Below are 12,055 nucleotides of genomic sequence, written 5' to 3' on the forward strand. Positions count from 1 at the left end.
CGAGGATGATCGTCGCATCGGGCGAGCGGACCGGGCGGAGCTTTGGTGTTGCCGGACCTGGCCGACATACCTCCGCCGACCGACCACGAAGTGCCGGCCCCGCTGCGCGATCGACCCAACTGCTGCCCCGGGCCTGCCGGCCGGCAAGGTCGCCTTCGTCATCGGCGCCGGACGCGGCATCGAAGCCGCCGCGGCTCGGCGGGCGGCGGCGGCTCCGCGAGTACGTGGTGTGCGAACTGGCGGACGCGACCGGCGTGCGCGATCCTCAGCCGCGCATCACGTGTGCGGCTCGGTGTCCAGGACCATGGCTGACGTAGAGCTGATCATGCGGCGCAGGACGGCGTCGGCCCGCTCGCTGTCGCGGGCCATGACCGCGTCGAGCAGGTCGCGGTGTTCTTTGTGGACGGCTTGGTCGGTCCAGCGGTTCGTCTCTGCCGGTGTGGGCCGGCTCCACCGCCGGTACAGTTCGGCCTCTTCCCTCAGGGAGGCGGCCAGTTCGCGTAGCCGGGGGTTGGCGCAGCCGGCCAGGAGCGCGGTGTGGAAGTCGGCGTGGGCGATCAGCCAGTCCTCGCTCGGCTGGTCACCGTCGCCGCGTGGGGTCTGCTCGAAAGTGTGGTGGGCGGCCAGCACCTGAGCCTGCCACGCGAGGCCGCCCTCGCTGATGGCGCGGCTCAGGGTGAGGGACTCGATCTCGGTGCGGGTGTCGGTCAGGTCGGCCAGCCCGCGAGCGGTGACGTCGGTGACCTGGAAGCCGTGGTGCGCCTCGGAGCTGACCAGGTTCTTGGCGACCAGCTTGAGCAGGGCTTCGCGTACGGCGCCGGTGCTCACCCCGTACTGCTCGCTGAGCTCGGGGAACTTCAACCGCTGGCCAGGCCGGAGCCGGCCGCCCAGGATGTCGGCCCGGATGCGGTCTTGCACCACCTCGCTGCGGGTCTGCTGCCCAGCTCCTCTCGCCACGGGACGGATCCTACAACATTTGACAGCTAGCAGTATTTTTAAAAGTGTGATTGATTATTGAAAACATGCAAGCGCCTGGCTCGATGGGAGACCCGATGAGCAGTCCGTACGCCACCATGCCCGCCGTTCCCGAGTTCGCCGTCACGAGCGCGGACGTCACCGACGGAGGCCTGCTGCCGGTGGCGCAGTTCGCCGCCATGAGTGGCGCGGTCGGAGCCGAGGACCGCTCCCCCCAGCTGTCGTGGGGCGGCTTCCCGGCCGTTACCCGCAGCTTCGTCGTCACGATGTACGACCCGGACGCCCCGACCCCGTCCGGTTTCTGGCACTGGGCGGTGGCCGACATCGCCGCCGACATGACGTCCCTCGACGCCGGCGCCGGCACGCCCGGCAACGGCGGTCTGCCGGACGGCGCTTTCCACGTCTCGAACGATGTTCGCGCGACCGCCTACGTCGGCGCCGCGCCACCGCCGGGAACGGGCAAGCACCGTTACTACATCGCCGTCAACGCGCTCGACATACCGTCTGTGACGACCCTCGGCATCACCCCGGAGTCGACCCCGGCCGCCCTCAGCTTCTTCATCCTCCAGCACACGCTCGCCCGAGCCGTCCTCGTGCCGTGGGCCGGCGAGTGAGGCCCGGGTGCGGCCGGCAGCTCCTTCCGGGCGGCTCGTCCTGATGACTTCATTCGAGACGACTGCATCCGAGGCGAGCGCGGGACGCCGCTGCCACAACGTCGTCAATCCCGTGCACACATCCGTGTACTTCGCGCCGGAGCAGCAGAGCGAACTCGCGGCGCTCGGGCTGGAGCGCGGCGCCATGGCCTATTTCGCGGGCCGCGCGGCCCCGCTCGGAGAGGTCGGCGCGGGCACCGTCACAGCGACGTTCTACAACTTCAACCACGAGCACGTGGCCCGGTACATCCCCGCCGCGTGGTCCGTCACCACGCCGGAGGCGGTGCTCGCGGCCCGGCTGCGCGGCGCGGACGGGACGCTGCGGCGGCTGCTCGGGGAGGAGGCCCTCACGTCGAAGGAGATGGCCGAGGCGGCTGAGCTGGCGCTGCGCGCCACCGAGGCGTGCCGCCGCGAGGGGCGGCCGCTGTACGCCGCCAACGCCGGCCTTTCCGTACCCGGGGAACGGCACCTGGCCTTGTGGCACGCCGCGACCCTGTTGCGCGAGCACCGGGGTGACGGTCACCTCGCCGCTCTGGCGGTGGCCGGCCTGTCCGGGATCGAGGCCCTCGTCCTGCACAACGCCACCGGTACGGCGCCGACGTCGGCGTTGTTCATGCGGACACGCGGGTGGTCCGCGGAGCAGTGGGCCGCCGCCCGGGAGCAGCTGTGCGAGCGCGGGCTGCTGGACGGGGCGGGCGACCTCACGGACGCGGGCACGGCCCTGCGCGGTGAGGCCGAGGTGCTCACCGACCGCCTCGACGCCGCCCCGTACGACCACCTCGGCCCTGCCGCCACCGCACGCCTGACCGAGCTGGCCGGCGGCTTCACCAGAACCCTCAGGGCAGCCGGCGCCTTCCCCACGGAGCACTTCGGCAAGGGCTGAGGCCGAGGGCCGGGGCCTCGCTCAGACGCGGAGGTGAGGGCGAGGGCTCGGCCGAGGGGGGCGTACAGCAGGGGGCGTACAGGCGAAGAAGCCGTTGACGCCGGGCGTCTGGATCACCGCCGCGAGGGCGGCCGTATCACCGGCGCCCGCCAGGGACTTCACGCCGCCGAAGCCGTCCACCGGCTCCGCGCCGTGGCGGCCTGACCAGGAGGGATACGGCCTGCCCGTTTGATCACGACCTTTCCTCGGGACGAAGCGGGCAAGCGGCCCAGAACCTCCGGGGGAGCCGGTTCGTTGAGCCGCTTGGCCTGCTCTCCCCATGATCAGAAGGACTCGTCGTGAGCGGTGGTACCCCAGTGGACGACAGCTGTATCAGCGCCTTCCAGGAGCTGAAAAGCAGGCGGGACATCAACACAGTGATCTACCGGCTCAGCGACAACCTGGAGACCGTCATCCCCGACGCCAAGGGGAACCTGACACACGACGAACTACTGAAGGCCCTGCCGGCCGACGAGCCCCGGTACGTCGTCCACGACCTCCTCTTCGCCACCGCGGACGGGACCCGTCAGGAGAAGATCGTGCTGATCTCCTGGTGCCCGGCGGGCACGAACGCCGAGGAGAGGGTCGCGCACTCCTCCGGCTACGGCACACTCCGGAACCTGCTCGACGGCGTCCAGCTCCACGTACAGGCCACAGACCTGTCCGATGTGGAGTACAAGGCGCTGGTCTCCCAGGCCTGTTGACCCACCTTCCTCCTGGCTGTGGCGCGGACTGGATCGGCGACGGGCTGGCCCGCCGCGTTCACCGATCCCGACGGCGATGCGTGGGCGATGCGGGAGTGTGGTCTTCGTCCCTCGTGAGTCATGTGAAAGACGGCCACCGATCGGCGGCCCACTCGAGCCAGCCCGGCCACCCAGGAGGCGGACCGCCGATGTCCTGCCCATCGAGTTCCGTGGCATCGGGCTCCTCGAACAGCGTCCTCCACTGCGAGAGGTCCGCCTCGCTCATCGGGAAGGTCTGATCCGGAGCAGTCGACTGGCGGTGGGCGATCCGTGCGCGCTGGGTCTCCTGGTCCACCGGCATGTACACGAGGTGGTAGGACGCGCCCACGGCCTCAACCAGCCAGCGGATCGCGGACCTCTCGTCACGAGACCAGCATCCGAAATCCAGGACCACGTTGGTTCCGAGCCTCAGTGCCTCCAGAGCGAGTGAGAGCAGCCGTCCTTCCAGGACATCGCGCTTCCCGTCCGACTCCGACTCGCCGAACAGCGGAATCATCCACTCGTCCGGCGTCAGCCGCAGAGCGCCGTGCTCTTCGGCCAGCTGCCGAGCCCTCGTGGTCTTGCCGGCCCCCGGCAGGCCGACCGTCAGAAACAACGTGGTCACACCCGGATCGTTCATGGAAACCACTTGGAGGACAACTGCTTTCAGCTCCCCGTTCCGCGTGAGTCGCGCAAAGAGCTGGAACAGCAGGCGCCGCCGTGGGCGAACAACAGCTGAGCTGTCCGCCGGACCGAACGCGCGGAAGAAGGAGGCGTCCGGGAACGCACAGCACCTCGGCACCGTGTTGGCCTGGTTGCAGGTGGTCGCCAGCAGCCCGGTGACCGGTGCCGCGGCCTGCGGCACCTGCCGTGTCGGTCCGGTGGCGTGCGCGACCACCGTTCCCGACCGTGGGCAGCCCCGAGGCGCACGGCCGGCTGAGGGCCGCATCGGTGTCACGTCGGACCGATGACCTTCTTGCGCATGTGCCCGTAGACCACCGATGTCCGTACGTCGGCGAGTTCAGGGCGCTTCGTCAGCTTGTCCAGGACCACTGCGTGCAGATGGTCGGTGTCCCGGACGGCGACGTGTACGAGGAAGTCGTCGTTCCCGGTGAGGACGAAGATCGAGATGACTTCGGGCATGCCCTCCAGGAAGGCCTGGAAGGCCTCGATCACCGCACGTGACGGCGGGCGGACCCGTACGGCGATCACCGCCTGCAGCCCGCGGCCGATCGCCGCGAGATCTGCCTCCGCGTGAAATCCCGTCAGGATGCCGCTCCTGCGCAGCGACCGGATGCGCTCCAGACACGTGGACGGGGCGATACCGAGTTCCTGGGCCATGTCCCGGTTGGTGCGCCGACCGTCCTCCTGGAGCATCCGCACCAACGCCGAATCAAGTTCGTCCATGCTCGCCTCAACTCACCCGATCCCGAAGGTAATTCGGACACTTCACATCATATTCGATGATCTTGTTAGCCTCCAGCCTAGATGGCTGACGTTCGTTCGGTCGTGGTGCGGTCGGCGGCGACGAGTGGTGGGAAGGGGCGACTTGGTATGCGTGAACGAGGACCCACGGTGTGGGCGGTGGGTGCGGTCATGGCGGCCGCGCTGTTGTGGAGCAGTTCGTACGCGGTGACCAAGCAGGTGCTGGAGGATGTCGGCCCGCTCAGTATCGGCGCCATCAGGTTCACCCTCGCGGCGTTACTCCTGGCCGTGATGGTACGGCTGAGCCGGCACCGCCCGGCCCGGCCGGACCCGCGACAGCGACGTCAGCTCTACCTGAGCGGGTTCCTCGGCATCACCGTGTACTTCATCCTGGAGAACGTCGGCGTCGACCTGTCCACGGCATCCGACGCGTCGCTGATCGTGGCCACGTACCCGCTGATGACGATGCTGGTGGAACTGGTCGTCCTGCGCTCCCGGATGCCGCTGCTGAGGGTGACGGGCGTGCTGCTGGCAGCCGTCGGCGCCTTCCTCGTCGTACGCAACGGGGCCGAGGTGGGCGGAAGTTCGCGCTGGCTGGGGGACATCCTGCTGCTGCTCGGCGGCCTGGCCTGGGCCGGCTACAACGTGCTCGGCAAGCGCGCGAGCGCCGGGCAGGACTCCGCGAGCGTCACCTACTACCAGACCCTGGCGGGCGCGGCCGGCTTCCTGCTCGTGTCCCTGCTGGAGGCCGACGACTGGCGGATGCCGGGCGCGACCGCCTCATCGCTGCTGGTCTACCTGGCCGTGGCGTGCTCGGTCGGCGGCTTCCTGCTCTACAACTACGGTCTGCGCAGGATGGCGTCGAGCGTCGCGGTCAACATCCTCAACCTGGTCCCGGTCTTCGGCGTCATCGGCGCCGTCGTGATCAACGGGGAGTCGATCCGGCTCGCCCAGGTGACGGGCGGCGCGATCATCATCGTCGGGGTGGTGCTGGGCGTGATCGAGCGGGGACAGGGGGCGACGGCCCGAAGCGGTGCCTGGCGGCGACCGAGCCCCGTCGATCATCCATGCGCGCAAGTCCAAAAGACGCTCTCTAGGCGCCCGTTGGCAGCCTGGGGCTCAACGCGTCGTACCTCGCGCCGTGCCCGCGTCGATTGACTCACCCGCACGGCCTTCGTCGTGGTCACGTGCATCCTTGGTCGCAGCACACGATCAGCCGAAGGCCGCCCGGACGTCCGGCGAACGCCCGGGTGAGCGGCCTGGTTCGAGGAGCATTTCGACTCGCCGATAGCCTGCGTCCTCATGAAGCGCGCGTGGATCTTGCCGACGCTGTTTGTGCTCTGCGGCTCAGTCGTTGCGGCAGGGCTGATCCTCAGGGGGAAGCCCGGCGCAGCCGCGGCGCTCCTGCTGGTGTTTGTCCTGCTCGCAGGCGTGAACTCACCTCTGATCTTCCCGAGGTCGATCGGCGCGCTGGAGGCACAACGCCGCAGCGCGGTCGACGGCCGGCCGGTCGTCTTCTGGCGGTCGGGCTGCACGTACTGCCTGCGACTGCGTATCCGGTTGGGCCGTAGCGCCCGCCAGTTGCACTGGGTCGACATCTGGCGTGACCCGGCTGGAGCGGCAGCGGTCAGGGCGGCCAACGACGGCGATGAGACCGTGCCGACCGTCGTCGTGGCGGGCCGGCCGCACGTCAACCCCGATCCCGAATGGGTGCGCCAACAGCTCTCCCCTTCCATCTGATCGGGAGCGGTGCCGTGTCAGGCACTCCTGGCTTCGTGGACTGAGTTCCGGCACATCCGCGGGAACGCATGCCGCGGACGCCTCCGAGGGCTTCGTGGCAGCGGACGGCAGTGGCCCGGCGCGCTCGTACGATGGCGCGGTGGGGCAGGCCCGCTGCCCTTGTGGGGCGGGAGGAGCGGATGACAACCCGTCGGCGGCGCGAGCGCGACGACGTACCGGTGGAATTGCAGCGGCTGGTGGGGGAGTTGCGGCAGTGCAAGGACCGGTGTGAGCTGAGCCTGACGTCGCTCGCCGCCAAGACCGGATTCAGCGTCAGCTCCTGGCAGCGCTACTTCGGCGGCCGCTCGCTGCCTCCCTGGGAAGCCGTCGACGCGCTGGGCCGGCTGGGGCAAGCGGAACGTGGCAGGTTACGGGTGGTCTGGGAAGCGGCTGCCGACGTCTGGGCGGATACCGACCGACCCCGTACGGCACTGGACCGGGGCCCGTCGCCGAAGGCCGAAGCGGGGCATGAAGCGGCCGGACGGGAGGGGGAGGAAGGGACCGGCCCGGCGGGGCAGGAAGCGGCGTCGCATTCGAAGGGGCGTTCACGCGGCCGAAGGCATGCCGCGGCCGGGGCGGTCGGGGCGTGTGCGCTGGCGGCCGTTCTGGCATGGCATCCCTGGGGCCGAGACCACGTGCCGGTACCGCAGGGTGCGCCGGCCGGCGCACCGGCCTGGCCCTGGCCGCTGCACGCGACGGCGCCCCGGTCGGGTACTCCGTGCGGGCCGGCAGGTTGCCAGGGACTCGATCCGTATCGGCTGCGGTGCGACCAGGACGCGGTCACGGTGCACCGTCTCCGGGCGCTCGGGCGGACCCTGGCGCTGCGCTGGAGCCCGGCCTGTCACGCCGGCTGGGCCGAGGTCCAGCCGGCCCAGGGAACCTCGGGGCTGCTGGTCGCCGGGGACGACGGAGCCCGGCAGACGGCGCCCGCGGGAGCTGCGTGGACGGCGATGATCCCCGGCGGACCCGATGCGACACGAGCCGCAGTGGTCGTGGCCCATTACCAGCTGGGGGTGTCGGAGTCCGACAGCTGGGCCGACGCCGTCACCGGCGGCACTGGGCCAGGGTGACCGCGTCCAGGCGCAGTTCACGGAACCGCCCGACGTCCCAGACCTCGTAGACACCGTCCCGGTTTCGGCGCAGCGGCAGGTCGAAGCGGTCTCCGTGGTACACCGTCCAGGGCGGGACGACGGCGAGACGACGGCTCGCCGCGCCGTACGTGGCCGGGCCGACGATGCCGTCCGCGGACAGACGGTGGTTGCTCTGCCAGACGCGGGTCGCCGCCACCGTCGCGGCATCGTAGGAGCAAGTGACGCTGGTGCGCGGCAGGTAGCCGTCCGCCCACAAGATCCCCTGCCACAGCCCCACCAGATCACTGGGCGGAGTGTGCCGCTCCGCCAGGCGCGGAGCGGCCTGCCAGTCGTCGGCCGGCGGTCCCTCCCCGTGCAGACGGCTCCCGTCGGCCGACTGGGTTCCCCCGGCGCACACCGCCGCGAGCGCCACCGCGCACACGACCGCCCTGGCCGCCTCGACAAAGCCCACCCCTCAGTCTTAACGGCCCGTGGCAGGTCGGCGCACGCCCCCGGGGGACCTCGTACGGCATTGACCGAATACCGACCGCAGGCAGGGTGAAAAAACACATCGACGCCGGAGATATCACCCGCAGGGCGGTCTAATCTTCTGCCCGACGGCTGTTCCAGCAGCACATTCAGCACATTCGCTCGTATGCACCGTGCCGAGTGCCGGACGGTGCGCCAGCCGCTGGGGGACATCAATGCAGGAGTGGCTTCAATTGCCTGACGTTCTGACATCGGATGCCCGGCGTCTGGCCACGGAGCTCAGGCGCCTCAAGGACCACAGTGGCCTGAGTCTGACCGCGCTGGCCGGGCAGACCTCGTACAGCAAGTCCTCCTGGGAGCGCTACCTCAACGGTAAGGCGCTGCCGCCCCGGCAGGCCGTACTGGCCCTCGGTGAACTCGTCGGTGCCGAGCCGGCGCGGCTGACCGCTTTGTGGGAAGACGCCGCGATCGCAGGGAAGGACCGCGGTGCTGCGGAACGGCCCGCCGCCACGGTACCGGCCGACTCCGTGGTCGATGAACCCGGCAGCGTACCGGCGCCCGTCGCTCGCCCGCCCCGGCCCGCGTTCCGCCGTCCGGGACGGGTCGCGATCGCCGCGGCATCGCTGCTCGCCTGCCTGGGCGCCGGTGTGTTCATCGCCCTCGACGAAGGCTCCGGCCCCCAGGACCGTACCGGCCGGGGGATCGCGGCGAGTTCACCGACGCGGCAGCTGGAGACCAGCTGTTTCAGCGACAGTTGCACTGCGAAGGACCCCAAGCAGACGGGCTGCGCCGGTGACGCGTGGACCGCGGCCCTCACCAGGATCCAGGGTGTGTACGTGGAGCTGCGGTACAGCGACGCCTGCAAAGCCGCGTGGGCCCGGATCAGCTGGGGACGCCCCGGCGACGTCGCCCAGGTCATCGCCGACCACGGCCGAACCCTGCAGGCGAAGGTCCACTACGACACCGACGTCTACACCTCGATGACGGTGGCGATGACCCCGTCCGGAGCGAGGGCCTGCACCACCCTGACCGCCGGCGGCCACGGTTGCACGCAGCCGGGCGGCACCGAGCGGCTCACGGAACCCCCGAATCCCCCGACGACCCCGTCGGGGTTGCGCGTCGGTCAGCCGCGGACCGCCTTGAGCAGTACCTCGACGTCGTTCCCGGAGTGCCAGCCCGTCTCGTACTTGGGGCTGTGGTGGCGGGTGCTCGTCCAGGAGTAGTAGCGGAACCACGTCTGGTGGAGGCCGTTCCAGTGGGCGTACCCCGTGGCCACGTTCACCCGGGCGTACTTACCGTCCGTCTTGTTGTCCCAGATATAGAGGGCAGCGCTGGTCTGCTGCTTTCCGCCGACCTTCCGGTCGCACTCCATGTACCGCACGCCGACGGAGTTGTGGTCCGCGGTGATGGACTTCCACTGGGAGCAGGTGACGGCACTGGCAGCGGAGTTCGGCGAGGTGGTGGCGGCCACGGCGGAGGTCGCGGCGATCGCGGTGACCGCGGCGAGCGTCGCACAGGAGACCGCGATGCGGATGCGTACGTTCATGATCGTTTCGAATTCCTTCGTCCTGGGTCCGGGGCAGCGAGTCCTTGTGTGCCGCCCTTTTGCTCCTCCGACGGTGGCGGCCCCGCCCCCGAGGCCGCCAGGGACAGCCGGGAAGTGACCGTTTCCCGGGAAGCGTCGGATGCTGACCTGCGGGAACTCCACTCGCCAAGACAGGGTGGGGGGACGGCTGGGACGGTGGAACCTCTCTTTCCTCCGCAACGGCCGCCCGGGATGACCGCGACACCGCCGAGCACGGCGTCGCGATCACCGCCTCTGTACCGTCGCGGTGGAATGCGTACTCTCCCGGCGTGCATGCACATCTGAGCTTCCACAACCTTCCCGCCCTGCCGCATGACGTGGTGGCCGGGACGCTGGAGCGGGCGCTCGGGGACCGGGCGCAGCAGCCCGAGGCGGCGGGCGTTCTGGTCGGGAGCGCCTTGAACGACGACGAGCGGGAGTTCGTCGAGCACTGGTGCGTGCAGGTCGGAACGCGGGCTGTGTCCGGCAGCCCGCGGCTTGGGCTGGCCGGTCTGTGTCTGGGACATACCGCTCGACGGTTCGGACGTCTCGGCGATGAGGCCGTTGCGCTGGCCTGTTCCTTGGCGGCGCGTGCCGAGGTGGATGCGTCGGACGTGGACGGTCGGGCACTCGACGGCCTCGACGACGTCCGGAGCTTTCCGCACCTCTGGTGAGGCGAAATGATGGAGCGGCGGATCGTGCTGCCCTGCTCGGTGTGGCCGGTGTGGCCGGTGTGGTCGGTGCTGTGGCCCGTCGTGATCACGCAGGGTGAAGATGCCGTGTGACTGGGGCGAATATTGCGAGGTCGTTCCCTGACACTGTGCGACCTTCTAATCTCGGCTCATGGACTGGTTGACGGCTGCGTGGGTGGGGGTGGCTGGTGGTGCCACCATGGAGGCCGTCGACGTCATCAAGTCCGTCAAATGGCACCACAAGATGCCATGGAACGTGCAGTCGGACACGATCGAGCCTCCTCGGCGCCGGCCCGATGTACGGCCCGGCGAGGAGCAGTTGCCCGCGCCCGGCTGGCCGGGTTACTGCGTTGCCGCGGTGCTGCGGTTGTTCGTGAGTGGGGCCCCGACGGGCGCCCTCGCCGCGACCTACCCGCACAGTGTGAACCCGCTCGTGGCCTATATGGTCGGCTTAGGGGCACTGTCAGCCGTTCAACAACTCGCCACGCTGGTGCCACTGGCGGTCAAGAGCGCCGGCCGGGCCGCCTTGGGCGGTGTGGCCGAGGAGGCACAGCAGCAAGCCCTTCAGGGGCAAGCGCAGCCGGTCTACGGTTACGGCCACCCCAACGGTGTTCCTCTCCGGCCACAGGCGGCAGGTCCTCCCGCAGGCAGTGCGCAGCCGGACACAGGCATCACCGCGCCACAGGGATCGTCAGACGCAGGGGGGCAGGTATGACGCCGGCCGCTGAATCCTTCGCCGGCCGGGTCCTGGCCGTCATCTCGCGCCGGTCACCAGGCTTTCGGCCGCCCGCCGGGTCGTTCAGGCCGGTCGACATTGGGGCGCGGACCGTCGTCTCGCCAACTCCTTCACCCTCCAGCGCTTGCGAACCGCCCGAAGGAATCCCCACCGGCACGCACCGCGCTGCGACAAAGCCGAGTGGCGTCGCGAGCCCGCGCCGACCTCCCCTTGCGCGCCGTCTGCTGACTTCGGTCCTGGGCATCCGGGTGCACCCGGCGAAGGTGTCCGGCGCATCCGTGCGGAACGAGTCGGAAGGGGAGGCGAAAGCACGGTTCACCGACCGCACGAGCAGCCCCGTCCTGCCTCCGCACACACCGGGCGAACGACCACGGGCGCAAGAGGAGGGACGCCCCGGGGACAAGGGTGGCGGCGTGCCGCACCGCGCGCCGGGCAAGGGCCGCCTGGAACACGGCTCGCGGTGGGAGGATCCGGCTCCTCGGTGTCTGCTGAGCGAGGACCGCCAGGAATACGAGCGGATCCTCGATGAGGTGCTGCGCTCCGCCCCACACCGCCCGGAATTCGCCGCTGTCGGCCGGCGGCTCAATGCCGAACAGCTGCGCACCATGGCGCTCAACGCCACCGCACTCATCACGGCGGCCGCGGCGACCGAGTACCAGCACTATGCCGATGTCCGCGAGGAACTGCGCCGCCCGGCGCCGTCCACCCCGTGGTCCGCCGACGCGTCCGGCTCCGGGGAGCCGGACGCGGGCGCGATGGGGCTCGCCGCCACCATGGGCGAGGTCACCGAGACCGCCGGAGCCGGCGCGATCGCCGTCGTCGCGGTGCTCACGCCCGTCCTCGCCGGAACAGCCGCGGCGATCTTCCTGCTCGTGGGGTTCGTCCTGAAGGTCCTCAACCCTCGGCTGGCGTTCGCCCAGACCCTGCTGACCGCCGGGTGGGTCTTCGGCGCGGTCACGGCGGCCGCAATCCTGGTCGCCGCGGTCGGGCTGCTGCTCACCGCTCTGCGCAACGGCTCGTCCTCGCTC

At 70.2% G+C, this 12,055-nt stretch carries 14 protein-coding genes and 1 pseudogene; 10 read left to right on the top strand and 5 right to left on the bottom strand.

Translation table 11 applies throughout. The features are described from left to right. Positions 1-276: 276 nt before the first annotated feature. Positions 277-957 (bottom strand): GntR family transcriptional regulator, encoded by a 681-nt coding sequence (locus ACIRA5_RS50250; RefSeq protein ID WP_403704442.1) that lies wholly within the window; start codon positions 955-957, stop codon positions 277-279. A 95-nt stretch (positions 958-1,052) separates the two neighbouring features. On the opposite strand from ACIRA5_RS50250, the gene ACIRA5_RS50255 reads away from it, so the two are divergent. From ACIRA5_RS50255 to ACIRA5_RS50265, 3 genes are all read left to right on the top strand, one after another. Then, positions 1,053-1,589 carry a YbhB/YbcL family Raf kinase inhibitor-like protein gene (locus ACIRA5_RS50255; protein WP_403704445.1) on the top strand — a complete coding sequence of 179 codons (537 nt, stop codon included), beginning with the start codon at positions 1,053-1,055 and terminating at the stop codon, positions 1,587-1,589. A 43-nt stretch (positions 1,590-1,632) separates the two neighbouring features. Beyond that, complete coding sequence (locus ACIRA5_RS50260) at positions 1,633-2,511, top strand: hypothetical protein (protein WP_403704447.1); 879 nt, start codon at positions 1,633-1,635, stop codon at positions 2,509-2,511. A gap of 338 nt (positions 2,512-2,849) precedes the next feature. Then, positions 2,850-3,254: an actin-binding ADF family protein gene (locus ACIRA5_RS50265; protein WP_403704448.1), complete on the top strand. Its 405-nt coding sequence runs from the start codon at positions 2,850-2,852 to the stop codon at positions 3,252-3,254. A 118-nt stretch (positions 3,255-3,372) separates the two neighbouring features. Here the strand turns inward: ACIRA5_RS50265 and ACIRA5_RS50270 are convergent, their stop codons facing one another. Next, positions 3,373-3,897, bottom strand: coding sequence for an AAA family ATPase (locus ACIRA5_RS50270; protein ID WP_403704487.1), 525 nt, complete (start codon positions 3,895-3,897; stop codon positions 3,373-3,375). A gap of 329 nt (positions 3,898-4,226) precedes the next feature. Next, positions 4,227-4,679 carry an Lrp/AsnC family transcriptional regulator gene (locus ACIRA5_RS50275; protein WP_403704451.1) on the bottom strand — a complete coding sequence of 151 codons (453 nt, stop codon included), beginning with the start codon at positions 4,677-4,679 and terminating at the stop codon, positions 4,227-4,229. Between the two features lie 147 nt (positions 4,680-4,826). On the opposite strand from ACIRA5_RS50275, the gene ACIRA5_RS50280 reads away from it, so the two are divergent. From ACIRA5_RS50280 to ACIRA5_RS50290, 3 genes are all read left to right on the top strand, one after another. Beyond that, entirely contained in the window at positions 4,827-5,855 is a 1,029-nt protein-coding gene (locus ACIRA5_RS50280; RefSeq protein WP_403704454.1) for a DMT family transporter, read from the top strand. Between the two features lie 144 nt (positions 5,856-5,999). Beyond that, positions 6,000-6,437, top strand: coding sequence for a glutaredoxin domain-containing protein (locus ACIRA5_RS50285; RefSeq protein WP_403704456.1), 438 nt, complete (start codon positions 6,000-6,002; stop codon positions 6,435-6,437). Positions 6,438-6,616: 179 nt separating this feature from the next. Then, a complete protein-coding gene (locus ACIRA5_RS50290) occupies positions 6,617-7,546 on the top strand; it encodes a helix-turn-helix domain-containing protein (protein ID WP_403704459.1) in 930 nt (309 codons plus the stop codon). On the opposite strand, the gene ACIRA5_RS50295 is transcribed toward ACIRA5_RS50290, so the two are convergent. Beyond that, entirely contained in the window at positions 7,521-8,018 is a 498-nt protein-coding gene (locus ACIRA5_RS50295) for a peptidoglycan-binding protein (protein ID WP_403704461.1), read from the bottom strand. The two genes, ACIRA5_RS50290 and ACIRA5_RS50295, sit on opposite strands and share 26 nt — an antisense overlap. Positions 8,019-8,268: 250 nt before the next feature. Between ACIRA5_RS50295 and ACIRA5_RS50300 the strand changes: the two genes are divergently transcribed. Next, the gene (locus ACIRA5_RS50300) at positions 8,269-9,258 is read left to right on the top strand and encodes a DUF2690 domain-containing protein (RefSeq protein WP_403704464.1); all 990 of its coding nucleotides are present in this window, start codon (positions 8,269-8,271) and stop codon (positions 9,256-9,258) included. Here ACIRA5_RS50300 and ACIRA5_RS50305 read toward each other — a convergent pair. After that, a complete protein-coding gene (locus ACIRA5_RS50305; protein ID WP_403704467.1) occupies positions 9,159-9,581 on the bottom strand; it encodes a hypothetical protein in 423 nt (140 codons plus the stop codon). The two genes, ACIRA5_RS50300 and ACIRA5_RS50305, sit on opposite strands and share 100 nt — an antisense overlap. A 308-nt stretch (positions 9,582-9,889) precedes the next feature. On the opposite strand from ACIRA5_RS50305, the gene ACIRA5_RS50310 reads away from it, so the two are divergent. The 3 genes and pseudogenes from ACIRA5_RS50310 to ACIRA5_RS50320 form a co-directional block, all read left to right on the top strand. Next, on the top strand, positions 9,890-10,273 hold the full coding sequence (locus ACIRA5_RS50310) for a hypothetical protein (protein ID WP_403704470.1): 384 nt from the start codon (positions 9,890-9,892) through the stop codon (positions 10,271-10,273). 169 nt (positions 10,274-10,442) lie between these two features. Then, entirely contained in the window at positions 10,443-11,006 is a 564-nt protein-coding gene (locus tag ACIRA5_RS50315) for a hypothetical protein (RefSeq protein WP_403704473.1), read from the top strand. A gap of 464 nt (positions 11,007-11,470) precedes the next feature. Then, positions 11,471-12,055: pseudogene (locus ACIRA5_RS50320) on the top strand (hypothetical protein); the annotation flags it as partial.

The organism is Streptomyces sp. NPDC096311 (genome assembly GCF_044763085.1).
Taxonomy (GTDB): domain Bacteria; phylum Actinomycetota; class Actinomycetes; order Streptomycetales; family Streptomycetaceae; genus Streptomyces.